The 17,867-nt window shown below is 73.2% G+C and carries 15 protein-coding genes; 8 read left to right on the top strand and 7 right to left on the bottom strand.

What is annotated here, in order from left to right:
• Positions 1–11: 11 nt before the first annotated feature.
• Positions 12–1,889, bottom strand: coding sequence for a gamma-glutamyltransferase (gene ggt / locus ABZ810_RS28925; RefSeq protein ID WP_358408646.1), 1,878 nt, complete (start codon positions 1,887–1,889; stop codon positions 12–14).
• A gap of 284 nt (positions 1,890–2,173) precedes the next feature.
• On the opposite strand from ggt, the gene ABZ810_RS28920 reads away from it, so the two are divergent.
• The 5 genes from ABZ810_RS28920 to ABZ810_RS28900 all read left to right on the top strand — a co-directional run bounded on the left by ABZ810_RS28920 (position 2,174) and on the right by ABZ810_RS28900 (position 8,695).
• Positions 2,174–4,246 carry an amino acid permease gene (locus tag ABZ810_RS28920; protein ID WP_358408645.1) on the top strand — a complete coding sequence of 691 codons (2,073 nt, stop codon included), beginning with the start codon at positions 2,174–2,176 and terminating at the stop codon, positions 4,244–4,246.
• 155 nt (positions 4,247–4,401) lie between these two features.
• Positions 4,402–5,220: an NUDIX domain-containing protein gene (locus ABZ810_RS28915; RefSeq protein WP_358408644.1), complete on the top strand. Its 819-nt coding sequence runs from the start codon at positions 4,402–4,404 to the stop codon at positions 5,218–5,220.
• A complete protein-coding gene (locus tag ABZ810_RS28910; RefSeq protein ID WP_358408643.1) occupies positions 5,217–6,428 on the top strand; it encodes a lipopolysaccharide kinase InaA family protein in 1,212 nt (403 codons plus the stop codon). The genes ABZ810_RS28915 and ABZ810_RS28910 overlap by 4 nt, the downstream gene beginning before the upstream one ends.
• 11 nt (positions 6,429–6,439) lie before the next feature.
• Positions 6,440–7,408 (top strand): hypothetical protein, encoded by a 969-nt coding sequence (locus tag ABZ810_RS28905; protein WP_358408641.1) that lies wholly within the window; start codon positions 6,440–6,442, stop codon positions 7,406–7,408.
• Between the two features lie 9 nt (positions 7,409–7,417).
• On the top strand, positions 7,418–8,695 hold the full coding sequence (locus tag ABZ810_RS28900; protein WP_358408640.1) for an adenylosuccinate synthetase: 1,278 nt from the start codon (positions 7,418–7,420) through the stop codon (positions 8,693–8,695).
• Here ABZ810_RS28900 and ABZ810_RS28895 read toward each other — a convergent pair.
• Complete coding sequence (locus tag ABZ810_RS28895; RefSeq protein WP_358408638.1) at positions 8,688–10,226, bottom strand: cytosine permease; 1,539 nt, start codon at positions 10,224–10,226, stop codon at positions 8,688–8,690. The genes ABZ810_RS28900 and ABZ810_RS28895 overlap by 8 nt on opposite strands.
• 29 nt (positions 10,227–10,255) lie before the next feature.
• Complete coding sequence (locus tag ABZ810_RS28890; RefSeq protein WP_358408636.1) at positions 10,256–11,215, bottom strand: 2-oxoglutarate and iron-dependent oxygenase domain-containing protein; 960 nt, start codon at positions 11,213–11,215, stop codon at positions 10,256–10,258.
• 159 nt (positions 11,216–11,374) lie between these two features.
• Between ABZ810_RS28890 and ABZ810_RS28885 the strand changes: the two genes are divergently transcribed.
• Positions 11,375–12,085, top strand: coding sequence for a 3-keto-5-aminohexanoate cleavage protein (locus tag ABZ810_RS28885; RefSeq protein WP_358408633.1), 711 nt, complete (start codon positions 11,375–11,377; stop codon positions 12,083–12,085).
• A gap of 21 nt (positions 12,086–12,106) precedes the next feature.
• On the opposite strand, the gene ABZ810_RS28880 is transcribed toward ABZ810_RS28885, so the two are convergent.
• The 3 genes from ABZ810_RS28880 to ABZ810_RS28870 form a co-directional block, all read right to left on the bottom strand.
• Positions 12,107–12,925, bottom strand: a complete 819-nt coding sequence (locus ABZ810_RS28880; protein WP_358408632.1) for a phytanoyl-CoA dioxygenase family protein — start codon at positions 12,923–12,925, stop codon at positions 12,107–12,109.
• Positions 12,926–13,029: 104 nt separating this feature from the next.
• Complete coding sequence (locus tag ABZ810_RS28875) at positions 13,030–14,253, bottom strand: helix-turn-helix domain-containing protein (protein WP_358408631.1); 1,224 nt, start codon at positions 14,251–14,253, stop codon at positions 13,030–13,032.
• Positions 14,254–14,370: 117 nt separating this feature from the next.
• The gene (locus tag ABZ810_RS28870) at positions 14,371–15,261 is read right to left on the bottom strand and encodes a diiron oxygenase (RefSeq protein WP_358408629.1); all 891 of its coding nucleotides are present in this window, start codon (positions 15,259–15,261) and stop codon (positions 14,371–14,373) included.
• A gap of 114 nt (positions 15,262–15,375) precedes the next feature.
• On the opposite strand from ABZ810_RS28870, the gene ABZ810_RS28865 reads away from it, so the two are divergent.
• Positions 15,376–16,020: a TetR/AcrR family transcriptional regulator gene (locus ABZ810_RS28865; protein ID WP_358408627.1), complete on the top strand. Its 645-nt coding sequence runs from the start codon at positions 15,376–15,378 to the stop codon at positions 16,018–16,020.
• Between the two features lie 146 nt (positions 16,021–16,166).
• On the opposite strand, the gene ABZ810_RS28860 is transcribed toward ABZ810_RS28865, so the two are convergent.
• On the bottom strand, positions 16,167–17,192 hold the full coding sequence (locus ABZ810_RS28860; RefSeq protein ID WP_358408626.1) for a S1 family peptidase: 1,026 nt from the start codon (positions 17,190–17,192) through the stop codon (positions 16,167–16,169).
• Between the two features lie 350 nt (positions 17,193–17,542).
• Here ABZ810_RS28860 and ABZ810_RS28855 point away from each other — a divergent pair, with 350 nt between their 5' ends.
• Positions 17,543–17,737: a CsbD family protein gene (locus ABZ810_RS28855; protein WP_358408625.1), complete on the top strand. Its 195-nt coding sequence runs from the start codon at positions 17,543–17,545 to the stop codon at positions 17,735–17,737.
• Positions 17,738–17,867 lie beyond the last annotated feature (130 nt).

Raw genomic sequence — 17,867 nt, 5'->3', positions numbered from 1 at the left:
CCCCGTGTGTCTTACCTGGCCGGATACACGACGAGCGCCGCACCGCCACCGCGCCTGGACGGCTCGGCCACCGCCTGCACCAGCCCCGGCCGCAGGATCTCCAGCCCGGTGGCCGCGCCGATGGTGCCGGCCGGCGGGCCCGGGAAGAGCTGCACCTGGTGGCCGCGCGCGGCCAGCGCGGCGCCGTAGCGGTCGATGAACGCCTGCTCGGCGAAGACCGCCGGGGTGTTGCGCTGGGTGGCGCGCGGCGCGGCCAGCGACGCGGGCAGGTCCATGCCGAGGTCGATCCGGTTGAGCAGGATCTGCAGCACGGTGGTGATGATGGTCGACCCGCCGGGAGTGCCCAGCGCGAGCAGCGGCCGGCCGTCCTTCAGCACGATCGTGGGGGCCATGCTGCTGCGCGGCCGCTTGCCGGGGCCGGGCAGGTTGGGGTCGGGCGGCGAGCCGGGCGCGGGCGGCGCCAGGCTGAAGTCGGTCAGCTCGTTGTTGAGCAGGAAGCCGCGGCCCGGCACGGTGATGCCGCTGCCGCCGAACTGCTCGATGGTGACGTTGTAGGCCACCACGTTGCCCCACCTGTCGGCGACGACGAGGTGGGTGGTCTGCGGTCCCTCGTACGCCAGCTGCCGGGTCGCCTGCCCGGGCGGGATGCACGGCGTGTAGTCGCCGTCCGGCGAGCCCGGCGCCACCGGCGCGGTGGCGGCCTGGCCGGGGTTGACGAGGCAGGCGCGCTCGCGCGCGAAGCCCTTGGACAGCAGCTCCTTGAGCGGCACGTCCACCTTGGCCGGGTCGCCGACGTAGCGGCCGCGGTCGGCGTAGGCGAGCTTGGTCGCCTCGAGGTAGTAGTGCAGCGTCCGGACGGTGTCCTGCGGCCCGAGCCGGAAGTTGCCCAGGATGTTGAGCGCCTCGCCGACGGTCGATCCGCCCGACGACGACGGCGGCATGCCGTACACGTCGAGGCCGCGATAGGTGACCCGGGTCGGCGACTTGGACAGCGCGTCGTAGGCGCGCAGGTCGGCCGCCTGCATCAGGCCCGGCCGGACGTTGCGCGCGGACGCGGGGTCGACCGGCGGCCGCTGGACGGTGCCGACGACCTCACGGCCCAGCTCGCCCCCGTACAGCCAGCGCGGCCCGCGCTTGGACAGCTCGCGGTAGGTGCGCGCCAGGTCGGGGTTGCGGAACGTCGAGCCGACCTCGGGCAGCGCGCCCCCCGGCAGGAACAACTGCCGGGTCGGGACGATGTCGCGGAAGCGCGCCTCGTTGACCGCGGTCTGGTCGCGGAACTCCTGGTCGACGACGAAGCCGCGGTCGGCGACCTGGATGGCCGGCTTGAGGAGCGTGCGCAGGTCACGGGTGCCGAACCGGCGCAGGCCGAGCTCCCACTGCGCGACCGTGCCCGGCACGCCCACGCTCAGCCCGCTGGTCACGGCCTGGTCGAACGGGATCGCCGCGCCGGTCGCCGGGTCGACGAACGACCGCTCGTTCATCGCGCCCGGCGCGGTCTCGCGGCCGTCCAGCGCGTGCACCCGGCGGCTGCGGGCGTCGTAGTAGGTCATGTAGCCGCCACCGCCGATGGCGGCGACGTACGGCTCCGTGACGCCCAGGGTCGCGCCCGCCGCGACCGCCGCGTCCATGGCGTTGCCGCCCTGCCTGAGCACCTCGATCGCGGTACGGCTCGCGTCGGGGTCCACCGTCGACACGGCGCCGCCGTAGCCGGTGGCCACGGGCTGCCGGCCGGGTGCCTGGACGGGGGCCGGGGGCGCGGCCGCGGGCGTGGCGGCGCCGGCCGGAACGGGTGCGACGAGGGCGGCCGCGAGGGCCGGCAGGACCGCCAGGGCGGTGCGGCCGCGCGGCCTGAACGTGGGAGTGCGGCGGGGCGTGCTGCGGGACACGGAGCCTCCTGGAGAACGCGACGGACCCACCGTGCCATCGATCTCCATTCACCGCCAGCATCCCGGCCGAGGTCGGCCGGACCCCCTGAAAACGCTGGATTTCCGCCATTTCGAAAGTTCTAATGATCTTGACTGCCGACATGCGACGAAGATCCCCATAGAGAACGCACCCGGCCCGAATCAAGGGAAAACGTTGCGGTTTTACCTATACGTGGTGAATTCTTAGGGACTTCAGCAAGCTCTGTCTCGCGAACAGCGGCGCGGGTTCAGGCCAAGGGACACCTATGACCTGGGACATCCGCATGCGCAATGACATGTTCCGGCGGCTGCCCGTGGAGCAGGCGACCGGACAGCTTTACGGGGGACGGCACCGGCTGCGGGTCGTCTACCGGACCCGCGACCTCATCGTGCTCGGGCTGGGCGTCATGATCGGCGCCGGCATTTTCAAGATCGCGGGCCAGCAGGCCGTCAACAACGCCGGCCCCGCCGTGATCATTTCGTTCGTGGTGGCCGGGGTGGTGTGCCTCCTGGCCGCGCTCTCGTACGCCGAGCTGTCCTCGATCATCCCGGTGGCGGGCAGCGCCTACTCCTTCAGCTACGTCGCGTTCGGCGAGCTCTGGGCGTGGGTGGTGGGCTGGGCCCTGGTCCTCGAACTGCTCCTCGCCGCGTCGGTGCTGGCCCGCGCCTGGTCGCTCTACCTGACCCAGGCGCTCAGCGACTTCAGCGTCCCGATCCCCGAGCCGCTGGCCGGCGTGATCGGCCAGGAGAGGGGCTTCGACCTCTTCGCGCTCCTCATCCTGGTGCTGGTCGTCGGCATGCTGGCCACCGGCAGCCGGCTGGGGCTGCGCACGCTCTGGTACATGGTGATGGCCAAGCTCATCGTGCTCGGCCTGGTCATCGCGACCGGGCTGAAGTTCTTCCAGCCGGCCAACCTCACCCCGTTCGTGCCGCCCGCCGAGCCGGCCCCCGACAGCAGCAGCCAGACCGTGATGGACGCGATCTGGGGCGGCATCACCGGCGGCAGCCCGCAGGTGTTCGGGGTCTGGGGCATCCTCGCCGCCACCCCGGCGATCGCGTTCGGCTACATCGGCTTCGACATGATCGCGACCGCGTCCGAGGAGACCGAGGACGCGCCGCGCAAGGTGCCGCGCGGCATGCTCACCGCGCTCTCCATCACGATCGTGCTCTACATCGGCGTCGCGATCGCCATGGTCGGCATGCTCTCGTACAAGAGCCTGGACCCGGAGAAACCGCTGCTGGCGACGGCCTTCGGGCAGGTCGGCGCCGACTCGATGGGCAAGATCATCGACGTGGGCGTGGTGCTCGGCCTGACGACCGTCATCCTGGTGCTGGTCATCAGCCTGACCCGGGTCACCTTCTCCATGGCGCGCGACGGGCTGCTGCCGCGCGGGCTGTCGGAGATGAGCCGCTACAGGGTGCCGTCGAAGGCCACCGTCGCGGCCGGCGGCGCGGCGATCGTCATGTCGCAGACGCTGGACGTGCTCACGCTGGAGCAGATGGTCGTGGTCGGCACCCTGTTCACGTTCATGTTCGTCGCCGCCGGCGTGCTGGCGCTCCGCCGCGACCGACCCGACCTGCACCGCCCGTTCAAGGTCCCGGCGGCCGGGCTGACGGTGCTGGTGACGATCCTGGCGACCGGCTGGCTGATGCTGAACCTGCAGGTCGCCACCTGGGGCTACTTCGCGATCTGGATGGCGATCGGCGTGGTCGTCTATCTGGCGTACGGGCGCCGCAAGAGCCGGCTGCGCGAGCTGCTGGACGCGGAGGCCGCGGGCCCGCCGCCGGTGCCCGCCGGAGCGCCGATGGGCTCGCCGATGAACGTGCCCATCGGCGGGCCGATGAGCGCGCAGACCAACGCGTACATTGGCGGGCCGATGGGCGGGCCGATGGGCGCGCCGCCGCACGGCGCGTACCCGGCGAGCGCCTACCCCGCCGCCTCGCCGGCGCAGAGCGAGTACCCCGCCCCGTCGATGCCGCCCGGCGGATACCCGGACGGCTCGATCCCGGCCGGCATGCGGCAGACGCACACGCCCTCCCCCGCGCCGCCCGCTCCGCCCGCTCCGCCTGTCGGCCGTTCGCAGTCCACGGGCGCCTTCGCCTCCGACCCGTACCACTTCCGGGACCGCCCGCAGGAGCAGCTTCCGGACCAGCGCCGGCCGGACCCGCGCCGTCCCGAGGAGCGCCCCCCCGAACCCGGCCAGCACCCCACCGGCCGGTTCACCCGCGGCCGGTACTCCTCGGACCGGTATGCGACGGACCGGAACGACCGCGGCCGCGACGACCCGTACCGCGACGACGACAACGATCCGCCGCCGGGCGGCCGGCACCGCCGCTGAACGGCGCGCGCCGCCGCCGGCGCGAGAGGCCGTCTCCCCACCCGGGGAGGCGGCCTCTCGCATTTCGGGTCTGGACACGTCGCCGAGGCATGGGCTACGTTCTTCTCAATACGAGATTGACTCAGACTGAGATTGACTCACGAGGAGATCGACGGATGGCCCCGGATCCGCGGCGGGACGAGCAGGAGTTCCTCGCGAACTACGAACCGCGCGACTACGACCCCATCGCGGTCACCGTGGACGTCGTCGCGCTCACCATCCGCGACGGCGTGCTCAACGTCCTGCTGGTCCGGCGCGGCCACGCCCCCTTCGAGGGCAGCTGGGCCCTGCCCGGCGGCTTCGTGCACAGCGTGCGCGACGCCGAGGACCTGCCCGACGCGGCGGTGCGCGAGCTCGCCGAGGAGACCGGGCTCAGCGCCGAGGCCGGCGCGCTCGGCCGTGTCCACCTGGAGCAGCTCGGCACCTACGGCACCCCCGGCCGCGACCCGCGGATGCGCATCATCTCCGTCGCCTACCTCGCGTTCGCGCCCGAGCTCCCCGACCCGGAGGCGGGCGGTGACGCCGCCGACGCGGCCTGGGTCCCGGTGGACGTCCTCGGCCTCACCGAGGGCGCCGGCCAGCGGCCCGGCACGACGCGCAGGCTCGCGTTCGACCACGCCCGCATCCTCGCCGACGGCCTCGAACGCGCCCGCGCCAAGCTGGAGTACACGCCGCTGGCCACCGCCTTCTGCGCACCCGAGTTCACGGTCCCCGAGCTGCGCGCCGTCTACGAGGCGGTCTGGGGCGAGGAGCTGCACGCGGGCAACTTCCACCGGAAGGTCCTGTCGGTGCCCGGATTCGTCGAGGGCACCGGAACCACCTCCGACAAGGTCGGCCGGCGCGGCGGCCCCCGGCCCAAGCTCTACCGCGCGGGCGACGCCCGCCTCTTGCACCCCGCCCTGCTCCGGCCCAGCCGGGAGGAGGAGATCAGATGACCACCGACCACGCCCCCCGAGGCGGCTCCGCCGCCGACCGCACCACCCGAGGGGGGACGACCCCCCGCACCCCCCGAGGCGGCTCCGCCGCCGACCGCACCACCCGAGGGGGGACGACCCCCCCCACCCCCCGAGGCGGCTCCGCCGCCGACCGTGAGCTGGACGAGGCGCTGGCGCGGCTCGACCGGGCCCGTACCGCCTCCGACCTGTTCGGCGACGACCTGGCCGAGGCCACCCGGACCTACCGGCGGCTGGCCCGGCTCGTCCACCCGGACGCCACCGGCGGCCGCACCCGCGACGCGTTCGGCCGGCTCAACGCGCTCTGGCGCGCCCACACCCGCGCCGACGCCGACACCATCTCCACCCGCCGCCACTCGTACCGGCTCGACCACCTCACCGCCGACGGCGACCTGGCCAACCTCTACCACGCGACCTACGACGGGAACCGCGAGGCGGTCATCAAGCTGCCGCGCGACCCCCGCGACAGCGACCTGCTGGAACGTGAGGCGGTCGCGCTGCGGCAGCTGCCCGAGGACGGCGACGAACGGTACCGGGCGTACGTGCCGAAGCTGGTCGAGTCGTTCCGGCACCGTGACGACGCCACCGGCGTGCGGCGGCAGGCCAACGTGATCGAGGCGCTCGGCGGCTTCCGCAGCCTGGCCGAGGTGCGCGCCGCCTACCCGGGCGGCGTCGACCCGCGCGACGCGGCGTGGATGTGGCGGCGGCTGCTGGTCGCGCTCGGCTTCGCGCACCGCGCGGGCGTGCTGCACGGCGCGGTGCTGCCCGAGCACGTGCTCGTCCATCCGGAGAAGCACGGGCTGGTGCTGGTCGACTGGTGCTACTCGGTGCCGGGCTGCTACTCGTACGCCGACGCCACCGGGCGCGTCCCGGCGATGGTCGACCGTTACACCTCCTGGTACCCGCCCGAGGTCCCGGCGAGGGAACGGGCCAGCGCGGCCACCGACATCTACATGGCGACCCTGTGCATGACCGACCTGATGGGCGGGACCGGCCCGGACGGCACGGCGCCCAAGGCGATGCGGATGTTCGCCAAGGGCTGCCTGCTGAGCTCGCGGAAACGCCGCCCGGACGACGCCTGGCGGCTGCTGGGCGAGTTCGACGACCTGCTCGACCGGCTGTACGGACCGCGGCGGTTCCGCCCGTTCCACATGCCGGCCCCCGAACCGACCCCCACTTCTGCGATCTGAGGAGGAACACCATGGGAAGCGGACACTGGTCCACCGACGTCTACGACGCCGCCGCGAGCTATCGCGCGGCCAGCGGCGCCAGCGCCTTCGCCTACAGCGACAGCGGCGCCGCCAAGGTCCACCCCGACCTCGACCCGTACGGCGTGACCGTGCGGGAGAGCCGGGACTCCGACGACCACCCCGACTCGGTCGCCGTCGCGGTGCTGTTCGACGTCACCGGCTCGATGGGCACCGTTCCGCGCACGCTGCAGACCAAGCTGCCCGACCTGCTCGGCCTGCTGCTGCGCAAGGGCTACCTCGAGCACCCGCAGATCCTGTTCGGCGCGATCGGCGACGCGACCTGCGACCGGGCGCCGCTGCAGGTCGGCCAGTTCGAGTCCGACAACCGCATGGACGACGACCTCGGCAAGATCTACCTGGAGAGCGGCGGCGGCGGCCAGATGACCGAGTCGTACGAGCTCGGCATGTACTTCATGGCCCGGCACACCGCGATCGACTGCTACGAGAAGCGCGGCAAGCGGGGCTACCTGTTCATGATCGGCGATGAGCTGGCCTACCCGAAGGTCAAGCGGCGCGAGGTCGGCAAGGTGATCGGCGGCGAGCTCGAAGGGGACGTCCCGGTCGAGGAGATGTTGCGCGAGCTCCAGCGGATGTACGAGGTGTACTTCATCATCCCCGAGGGCGGCTACCACTCGGCGAGCCGGGAGCTGCGCGACTTCTGGCAGGGGCTCCTCGGCCAGCACGTGCTCTACCTGGACGACCTGGGCGCGGCGGCCGAGACGATCGCGCTCACCATCGGGCTCGCGGAGGACGCCATCGACCTGGGCGAGGGCCTGGGGCACCTGGACGAGGCCGGCTCGACGGCCGGCGCGTCGGTCGGCCGCGCGCTCGCCCGGCTCGACGCGGACCGCGCCCCGGTCGCCACCTCGGCCGCCCCGGCCGACCTGCGCGCCACCCCCTCGGCCACGACGCGGCTGTAGGCGGGCGTCATGGGACGGCACGTGATCGTCACCGATCTGGGGTTCGGGGACGCGGGCAAGGGCACCGTCGTCGACTGGTTCTGCGCCCGGGGGCCGGAACGGGTCGACGCGGTGGTGCGGTTCAACGGGGGCGCGCAGGCGGCGCACAACGTCGTCGCGCCGGACGGGAGGCACCACACGTTCGCCCAGTTCGGGTCGGGGACGTTCACGCCGGGCGTGCGCACCCACCTGTCGCGGTTCGTGCTCGTCGACCCGCTCGCCCTCGCCGCCGAGGCCGACCACCTGCGCGCGGTCGGCGTGCCCGACGCCTTCGACCGGCTCACGGTCGACGACGGCGCGCTGCTCACCACGCCGTTCCACCAGGCCGCCAACCGTGCGCGGGAGGCGGCCCGGGGCGCGGCACGGCACGGCTCGTGCGGCATGGGCGTCGGCGAGACCGCCGCGTACGCCCTGGACCACGACGACGCGCCGCGCGCGGGGGACTGCCGCTCCCCCGCGCGGCTGCGCCGCCGGCTCGCCGCGCTGCGCGAGTGGTACCTGGAGTCGTTCCCCGGCGGCGGCCCGGTGCCGTCGGTGCGGGAGTGCATGGAGGTGTTCCTGGCGTTCGGAGGGCGGGTGCGGCTCGTCGGGGGCGAGCACCTCCACGGGCTCCTGCGCGGCGGCAACGTGGTGTTCGAGGGCGCCCAGGGCGTGCTGCTGGACGAGTGGCGCGGCTTCCACCCGTACACCACCTGGTCGACCACCACGTTCGCCAACGCCGAGACGCTGCTGGCCGAGGCGGGCGCGGACGGGCTGCGGCTCGGCGTGCTGCGCGCGTACGCGACGCGGCACGGGCCGGGCCCGTTCGTGACCGAGGACCCGGCGCTGACCGTCGACCTGCCCGACCGGCACAACGCGCACGGCCGCTGGCAGGGCGCGTTCCGGGTCGGGCACCTGGACGCGGTGGCGCTGAGGTACGCGCTGGAGGTCGCCGGCGGGGTCGACGCGCTGGCCGTGACGCACCTCGACATGGCGCGCGAGCGCGACGACCTGATGGTGTGCCGCGCGTACGAGATGGGCGGGCGGCGGGTGGAGCGGCTGCCGGCCGGCCCGGCGCGCGACCTCGACCGGCAGGCCGCGCTCACCCGGCGGCTGCTGACCGCGCGGCCGGTGTACGAGCCGCTCGGCGATGTCGTGCGGACCGTCGAGGAGGTGGCGGGCGCGCCGGTGCTGGTGCGCTCGTCCGGCCCGACGTCCGCCGACAAGGCCTACGGCCGGACGGGCGCGTCCCTCGGGGATCTCACGTGACCTGGGGGTCCGCCGCCTCCTTGTGAGCCGGCTCGTCGACTGTCTTGTCACGATGGGACGCGGGCAGGACGCGCACGAGCAGCGCGTACAGGGCCGCGGCGAGCAGGAAGCCGACCAGCGCGGTGATGTCGCCGATCGACGGCCAGGCGTCCGGTACCGGCCCGGTGTACTTCTGCTGGTTGGAGAACAGCCACACCGAGATCACCACGCCGGCGAGCATGGCGATCGGTCCCGCGTGGTTGGCGTAGGACCTGTCGAACAGCCGCGCCTCGTCCATCGGCGTGCCGCGCCGCAGCCACTGGTCGGTGAGCACCACGCCCAGCCAGGGCGCGACCCAGTACGCGATGATCAGCAGGAACGCCTCGTAGTCGTGGCCCGCGTCCTCCAGCCCGAAGTAGGCCACGACCAGGCCGATCACGCCGAAGGCCAGCGCCGCGGCGGCGCGCTGGAGCGCCACCGGCAACTTCACGCCCAGCGTCACGAACGACATCGCGCCGGAGTAGATGTTGATGGCGTTGGCGCAGATCGCGCCGAGCGTGATGGCCAGCAACGTCAGGTCGCCCAGCCATGAGGGCATGTGGCCGGTGAACGTGCCGGTCGGGTCGCCGAGCGCGTCCCCGCCGATGGTCACGGCCGCCGAGCCGACGATCTGGAGCGTCGTGCAGCCGAGGAAGATGCCCAGGCCCGCGTACAACCCGGTCGCGCGCTTGCCGGTGCCGGGCGGCAGGTAGCGGGTGTAGTCGGCGGCGTAGGGGTTCCAGCCCGCCGCGTAGCCGAACGCCGCGGCGGTCGCGATGAGGAAGCCGCCGAGCCCGCCGCCCTCGCCGCTCGCGGGGGCGGAGAAGTTCGCCTTGCTCAGGATGACGACCGCGCCGACGGCGAAGACGACCGCCAGCACCGGGAACGCGTACCGCTCCACGGTGTGCACCAGGTTGTGGCCGAAGAACCCGATCGCCACCTGGAGCACCACCACGACCGCCAGGCACAGCGGCTTGGGCAGGCCGGTCAGCGTGGCGAGCGCGAACGTGGCGCTGACGCTGTTGACCGCGAACCAGCCGACGCCGCCGGCGATCGTGTTGAGGCCGGCGGGCAGCGCGTTGCCGCGGTAGCCGAACGCGATGCGGCCGAGCACCATCTGCCCGACGCCGTGCCCGGGACCGCGGGCGGACAGGATCCCGTGGGTGACCGCACCCAGCCCGGTGCCGAGCAGGGCCGCCGCGACCGCCTGCCAGAAGCTCAGCCCGAACGCGGCGACCGCGAGCACGCCCAGGAAGATCGTCGCGAACTCCAGGTTGGGCGAGGTCCAGGTCCAGAGCAGCTTCAGCGGCGTGCCGTGCCTCTGGTCGTAGGGGATGAACTCGGTGCCACCGGGCTCCACGGCGGCGAGCCGGTCACCGTACTCGGCCTTCCGGACCTCGACGCCCGCGGGCGGATCCTGCGTCCCGGCGGCGCGGGTCCCGGTCCTGGTCCCGGCTTCGGTCCCGGCTTCGGTCTCGGCTTCGGTCTCGGCTTCGGTCTCGGCTTCGGTCATGGGGGTCCTTCCAGGCAGGCGGGGGCCGGTCAGCCGATCGTGATGGCGTCGAGCCGTTCGAGCAGGAAGTCGTGGGCGCGCACCGGCTCGTGCGCGACCCGGCCGACCGGCGGCCCGATGGACTCGATGCGCGCGTCGGGGTCGCATTCGTAGAAGTAGATGAGCGAGACGAGCTCCTCGTCGGGAGCGCTCGGGTCGGGCGGCAGGACCCGGTGCCGGTTGGACTTCCAGCGGTCGCCGGTCCAGCGGGCGAGCAGGTCGCCGGTGTTGATGGTGAACGAGTCCTCGACGTAGGGGGCGTTCACCCAGCCGCTCTCGTCGGAGTAGACCTGGAGGCCGCCGACGCCGTCCTGGCGGTCCAGCACGGTGACGGTGCCGAAGTCGGTGTGCGGGCCGATCCGGAACTGGCCGGGCTCGGGCGCGCCGAGCTGCGACATCGGCGGGTAGCGGTTGATGTTGAGGGTGTACGAGGCGTGGCCGGTCAGCGAGGTGAAATGGTCGGGGGCCAGGCCGAGGGCGGCGGCGCACAACCGCAGCAGCTCGTCCGAGAGCGTGCGCATCCGGTCGAGGTAGCCGGTGAGGAGCGCTTCGAGCTCGGGCACCTCGCCGGGCCAGACGTTGGGCAGGAACCATTCGGCGTCGAGGACCGGGTCGCCGATCGGGCGGTCCGCGCCGGCCGCGAAGGTCTCCTTGAGGTCGGGCGGCGTCTCGGTGCCCTCGGCGTACCCGTTGGCCTCCACGCCCGGCGGCAGCCAGCCGCGCTCGCCGACCGTCACCGCGTACGGCCGCTTGACCTCCTCCGGGAGCGCGAAGAACCGCTTGGCCGCGGCGCGGATCTCCGACCGGATCCCGGCCGGCACGCCGTGCCCGGTGACGACCAGGAACCCGATCTCGCTCAGCGCCTCGTCCACCCTCGCGGCGATCTCCCGCCGCTCGCCGTCGCCGCCCTCGAACCACGGGCCGAGATCGATGATCGGTACGGAGTCCATGGGGCCCTTCCCTTCACGGCGGTGCGGACGACGCGCTCACTATGTCCCTCGCCACGGACATCCGGAACCCCCCGAAACGGACACGAAACGCCAGCCGGGCAGATTTAACAGGCGCGGAACAGGCGAGGGGTTCCCGAAAGCGTCTGTGAGAATCGGCCCATGATCCAGGTCTGCCCCAACGGCCCGCTCGGCCACTCGGTGCCGCTCACCCCGGACGATCTCGCCGCCTCCGTGCGGGAGGCGGTCGCGGCGGGCGCGCAGGACGTCCATCTCCATCCCAAGGACCCGGCGGGCAACGACTCGGTCGCGCCCGAGCACGTCGCCGCCGCGCTCACCACCGTGCGGGCCGCCGCGCCCGGCGTGCCGGTGGGCGTCACCACCCGGGAGGAGGCGTGCCCGGACCCGCGCCGCCGCGCGGAGCTGGTCACCTCGTGGTCGGTGCTGCCCGACCACGCCTCGGTCAACTGGCACGAGGAGGGCGCCGACCTGGTGGCCGACGCCCTCCTGGCTCACGGCGTGGGCATCGAGGCGGGCATCTTCTCCGGCACGGAGGCGGCCCGGCGGTTCCTGCGCTGGCCGTCCGCCGACCGGGTGCTGCGCGTCCTCGCCGAGGTCGTCGACACCGACCCCGCGACCGCCGCCACGACGGCGCGGGACCTGCTCACCGAGCTCGCGCCCAGCACCCGGCCGCTGCTCCTGCACGGCGAGCACGGGGGTGCCTGGCCGGTGCTCCGCCTGGCCGCGTCACTCGGGCTGGACACCCGGATCGGCCTGGAGGACACCCTGCTGCTGCCCGACGGCTCCCCCGCTCCGGGCAACGCCGCGCTCGTCGCCGTCGCGCGCGAGATCGTCGCCCGGAACGGGGGCTGACCCCGAGCGTTCCGGGCACCGTCAGCTCAGGCCGCCGACGCCGAGGAGCTCCAGGCGTTCGAGGGCGGTGCGGCGCGACGGGCCCGCGTGCGCGGCGCCGGCCGCCCACTCGCGCCACACCGGCCAGCGGCCGGTGTCCACGTCGTCGTGGTCGCCGTCGCAGTCGATCAGGCCGCGCACGGTCCGCCTGCGCTCCTCGCCGGCGGCACCCGGCCATTCCAGGTACTCGACCGACCAGGCGACACGCCGGTCGCCGCCCCGGGACGAGTGATGGAGGTGCGCGTCGAACGCCAGCACGTCGCCGGGCTCGGTCTCCAGGGCCGTGTCCGGGACGGGCAGCCCCGGGAGGAAGCCCTGGTTGGCGGGGTCCCGGGCCAGGTACCGCTCGACCCGCCGGGCGAAGGCCGGGTCGTGCGAGCCGGAGATGACGCGCAGCGCGCCGGTCGCGGCGGTACGCGGGTCGAGATGCAGGAGGAACTTGATCCCGCGCACGTCGGGCCCGACGTCGGTGTGCCAACCGGCGTTGCCGGTGAAGCAGGTCGCGATGCCCGGACCGGCCGGCACCGTCATCGTCCCGCACAGCTCGGTGGCGCCCTGGTAGAAGCGCGGGTCGTCGGCGATCAGCGACTGCGCGAACGGCGCGCGGTCGACCGCCAGCGGCAGGTAGTCGCCGGGGATGCCGCCCTCGTCGCCGGGGGCGGTGCCGATCCCGCCGAACGCGGCGCGCAGCTCGGTGGTCACCTCGGCGCGGAGGCGGGCCGCCTCGCCGGCCGTGAGCAGGCCGCGGAGCACCACGAAGCCGAAGGCCTCGTAGTGCGCGATGTCGTCATGGCTGAACACTCGGGTCTCCTTGGGTCGTCTCGGTGGGGTGCACGGCGATGCCGAGACGACGGCGGAGCCCTGGCGCGTCAGCGTCAGACGAAGCCGGAACCCATGATCCGACCCTACCCGCCGGCGCCGGGCTCGGCCCGGGCGTCGGCCAGCAGCCAGGCGTAGACGACCATGTGCAGTTCGAGGCGGTGCGCCGGGTCGGCCAGGTCGGTGCCGAAGAGGCCCTCGAGCTGGCGCATGCGGTAGCGGATGGTCTGCGGGTGCACCTGGAGGCGCGCCGCCACCTCGGTCGCGTTGAAGCCGCATTCGAGCGCGGCGAGCAACGTCTCGGCGAGCCGCCGCCGGTGCACCGGGCGGGCCTCCTGGAGGGGCGCGAGCCGGCGGGCCGCGACACGTTCGACCAGCTCGCGGTCGCGCATGAGGACCATGACCGGCATGTGCTCCTCGGCGACCACCAGGTCGGACGCGGCGATGACGCCGCGCCGGGTGAGGTCGAGCGCCTGGCGGGCCCAGCTCAGCGACTTGGCCACCTCGGTGAGCTCGACGGTCGGGCCGATCGCCGCGACCCAGCCGCGCAGCCCGGCGGTGAGGAGCCGGCGCCGGCCCGGGCCCTCGGGATCGGGCAGCACCAGGCACGGCTCGTCCAGGTGCAGGCCCACCAGGACGTCGGGCGGCGGGACCGGCCGGCCGGTGGCCGGGCCGCGCTCGACCAGGGCCACCGCGGCGACGGTCTGCGGCAGCGGCCAGCCCGCGTCGGCGGCCTGCTCCTTGATCGAGCGGAGCTGCGGGTCCGCGCCGATCAGCAGTTCGAGCAGGCGCCGGCGGCCCCCCTCGACCTGCCCGGCGGCGCGGGCCGAGGCCTCGGCGTGCCCCTCGGCGACCGCGCCCGCGATCTGGTCGAGGTAGACGAAGACCGCCTGGGCCACCAGGCCGGTGGCGGCGGGGGTGAAACCCTGGCTCTGCCGTTCCGACTCGGCCGTGAGCCGCTGGACGGCGATGCCCGCGCCGATGCGCATGGCGGCCTGCCAGGTCTCGAGGCTGCGGCCCTCCTTGGCCTCGCCGACCCCGATCTGCCGGTGGAAGTCGAGGATCTCGTCGGACGGCGCGTCCGGATCGATCATCAGGTCGATGAAGTGGCCGATCACCCACTCCACCGTCTGGCCGAGCACGTCGGCGTAGCGCGGGTCGTGCGGGCGCGCGTACTCCGGGAGTTCCCGCTCGATCTCGCGGACGGCGTCGCGCGCGATGCCGGGCACGTACTTGCGCAACGCCGCGGCCTTGGCCGGCACGCCGTCAACGGGCAGCCGGAGATCGATCAGACGACCCGGAACATCCAACGCCACACCCTCTCAACGTCGGTTCATAATTTGCCGCAAAACTCCGCGGGCTACTTGTCACCGACGTGACAACTCTCGTTCGGGGGGCGTGCGTTCACCCAGGTGAACGCGAGGCGTTCAGCGCACCAGCCCGGCCCGGCGCCAGAGCGGGCCGCTCACCATCCCGAGCTCGGCCAGGAACGGGACGATCTTCTCCCCCATCCAGAGGCGGGTGTCCTGGTGGTGCGGGTTGGCCAGCGCGATCCGCCGGCCGACGTGCGGCGGGATGCCGACGCTGCGATAGACCTCGGGGTCGACCATGTACTCCATCGCGGCGGTGGCGCCGAACGCGGCGACGGCCCGGTGCAGGGCCTGCCGGGCCCGGCCGACGCCGTCCATGCTGCGCACGATCTCCTCCCGCGCGTACCGCACGTGCCGGGCCTCCTCCACGACGTGGATGCGGCTGATCGTGCGGACGACCGGCTGCACGCGCTCGTCGTCCATCGTCTCGCGCTGGAACCGGTCGAAGAGCTCCTCGCCGACCAGGAAGATCGCCCACATCGAGGGGCCGCCGCCCAGCGCCTTGAACGCGCGGCCGAGGTTGTGCACCGCGCGCGGCACCCCGTACGCGGGCGTGCCGAGCTTGCCGAGCAGGCGGCCGAACATCACCGAGTGCCGCGTCTCGTCGCCGACCTCGGTCAGCGCGAACCGGGCGTGCGCGGTCCGCGGGTCCAGGTCGTAGATGTGCCGCATGAACAGCTGCATCAGGTTCAGCTCCAGCCAGACGCCGATCGCGGTCAGGCTGGCCAGCTCGTGCCGGGAGAGCTCGATGCGCTCCCGCTCCCCCAGGCGGTCCCAGGCCGGCGTCCCGTAGAGCGAGATCCGCTCGGGCGGCATGTAGGGCATGGTGGGATCGAACGGCGCGTCCCAGTCGACCTCGGTCCCGGGGTCGAACGAGGCGCGCGCGGCCGAACGCAGCAACCGGGTCGCGGTGACCTCGCGATCCCTGACCTGTCCGGTGGACGCCATGGAGTCTCCTTGCACGGCCGACGATCTGACATGAACCCATGTCAGACGAACTGACACGCAACGGTGTCAGATGAGGAACCGGGCCTCTACTCAACGGATGATGGGGAGCACGAGGTGGCCGACGCAGTTTCGGACAAGGCCCGCCGGTACGGCGGGCTCGACGCCGCGGAGCGCCGGAGCGCCCGGCGGACCCGGCTGCTGTCGGCGGGCCTGGAGCTCTTCGGCACCGCGGGCCACGCGTCGGTGTCGGTCAAGCAGGTCTGCCGCGAGGCCGGGCTGACCGAGCGGTACTTCTACGAATCGTTCAAGGACCGCGGCGACCTGCTGCGCGCGGTCTTCGACGAGCACATCCAGCGGGTCCGGCAGGCGACGGTCGAGGCGGTGGGCGCCGCCGAGCCACGGATCGAGGCGCAGGCACGGGCCGGCATGGAGGCGTTCATCCGCGCGGTCGCGGGCGACCGCCGCGTCGCCCGCGTCATCTTCCTCGAGGTCGTCGGCGTCAGCCCGGACCTGGAGGACCGGCGGCGCCGCGCGATCCACGACTTCGCCGAGTTCAACGCCGACCTGGCCGCGGGCCACCTCGGCATCACCGCGCCGCCGCGGCTGCGCATGGGCGCCCTCGCGCTCGCCGGCGGCATCATCGAGGTCATGGTCGACTGGACGCTCGGCTACCAGGAGGCCTCGATCGAGGAGATCATCGACCTCCTCACCACCCTCTTCCTGGCCGCCTACCGGCAGTTCGCCGCCGAGGTGGCCTGAGGCGCACGCCCCGGCGCGCCCCGCCCGCGCGCACGAGAACCCCCGCGCACACGAGAACCCCCGAGGCCGTCGGCCCGGCCCCGGGGGTCCCCGCTGTTCGTCCCGTGTGGTCCCGGTCGCGGACGACCGGGTCTGGACGCCCGGGTCTAGTAGACGCTCACGCCATAGACGCCGAGCGGCTCGGTGACGGGCTGGAAGAAGGTGGTGCCGCCCGTCGTGCAGTTGCCGCTGCCGCCGGAGGTGAGGCCGAGGGCGGCGGTGCCGGCGAACAGCGAGCCGCCGCTGTCACCGGGCTGGGCGCACACCGTGGTACGGATCATCCCGTACACGCTGCCCTGCGCGTAGTTCACGGTCTGGTTGAGCGCGGTCACCCGGCCGCTGCGGACACCGGTGGTGCTGCCGCTGCGGCGGACGGTCTCGTTGACGACCGCGTTGCGGGCGGAGGTGATCTCCTGGGAGCCCGAGTACAGGTAGACCGTGCCGGGCTTGGCGATCGAGGTGTTGGTGTAGCGGACGATGCCGTAGTCGTTGCCGGGGAAGCTGGTGCCCGTACGGGTGCCGAGCACGGTGCCGCCCGAGCTCGCGTACCAGGTGGCACCGATGTTGGTGCAGTGGCCGGCGGTCAGGAAGAACTGCGTGCCGGCGCTGTTGCGCACGTTGAAGCCGAGCGAGCAGCGGGAGCCACCGGTGTAGATGGCCTGGCCACCGGCGATCGTCGTGCTGAACGTGCCCGCCACCTTCTCGAGCCGTACGGCGGATCCGTGGGCGGCCGCGGCGTTGCGCACCTTGGCGAGCTTGGCGCCGGTGACCGACTCGTCGTAGGAGAGGACGACCTGGTTGGTGGTCGTGTCGACGGCCCAGGCCGTGCCGGCCACCTTGGCCGTGCGGCCGAGGCTGGCGGTGACCTGGTCGAGGGCGGCGCCGCTGCGGGCGACGCTCTTGGCCACGGCGCCGGCCGCGCGGACCTGCCGGGCCGCGTCGGCGTCGGACACCGTGACGACGAGCTTGCCGCCGTCGAGGTACGAACCCGCGCTGCGGGAACCGAGCTTGCCGGCCAGGGCCGCGGCCAGCGTGCTCGCATCGGACGAGGACGTCGCGGACGGGGCCGCCGCGGCCTGCGCGGCCGGAACGGCGGTCAGCATGGCGGCCGCGGTGGCGGCGGTCAGGCTCACGACAGTGACGGGGCGGATGGGTCTCATCCTCACTGTGCCTCCAGTGAGTCAGAACGTGTCCGGGTGACGCGCTCCGAGTCATGAGAATCGTGAAGAAGCCTCGTATTGCCGACAAGGGGAGAATTGTGCTCAATAGCCTGACTTCATCTGGCAACCCTGCGCAAGCCCCATGTCAGGAAGTCCTGGATCGTTCCAGCTCCTGCCCTGGTCGGCCATCTGACCGGATCCGGCCACGATCACCCTCTTGAACTCCCCTGGCCGCAAATCCCGGCCGTCCGCCCGGAACGCATGGAACACATTTCAGTGGGCAGGGGCGGTGATGTACCGAAAACAATCGAAAGGCGTGAATCATGGGTTTCCTTGACAAGATCAAGAACAAGATGCAGAAGTCGAAGGGCCGGGCCAAGGAGCAGGCAGGACGCGACTCGGGCGACCCCAACCTGGAGGCCGAGGGCCGCAAGGACCGCATGGCCGGTGGCACCAAGCAGGTCGGCGAGCAGGCCAAGGACGCGGCCAAGGAGGCCCGCGACACCTTCCGGCGGTGACGCCGGCGCGCACGGTCGGGTGGGGGGGGGGGGGGGGGCGCCCCCCCCCCCCCCCGGGCGACCCCCAAACACGGGCACAACCCATGGGACCACCACGGAGCCACCGGGGGTTGGTGGGTTGCCACGACCC

Source organism: Spirillospora sp. NPDC047279 (genome assembly GCF_040643285.1).
Taxonomy (GTDB): Bacteria; Actinomycetota; Actinomycetes; order Streptosporangiales; family Streptosporangiaceae; genus Spirillospora.
This window is presented reverse-complemented; position numbering and strand designations above follow the sequence as displayed.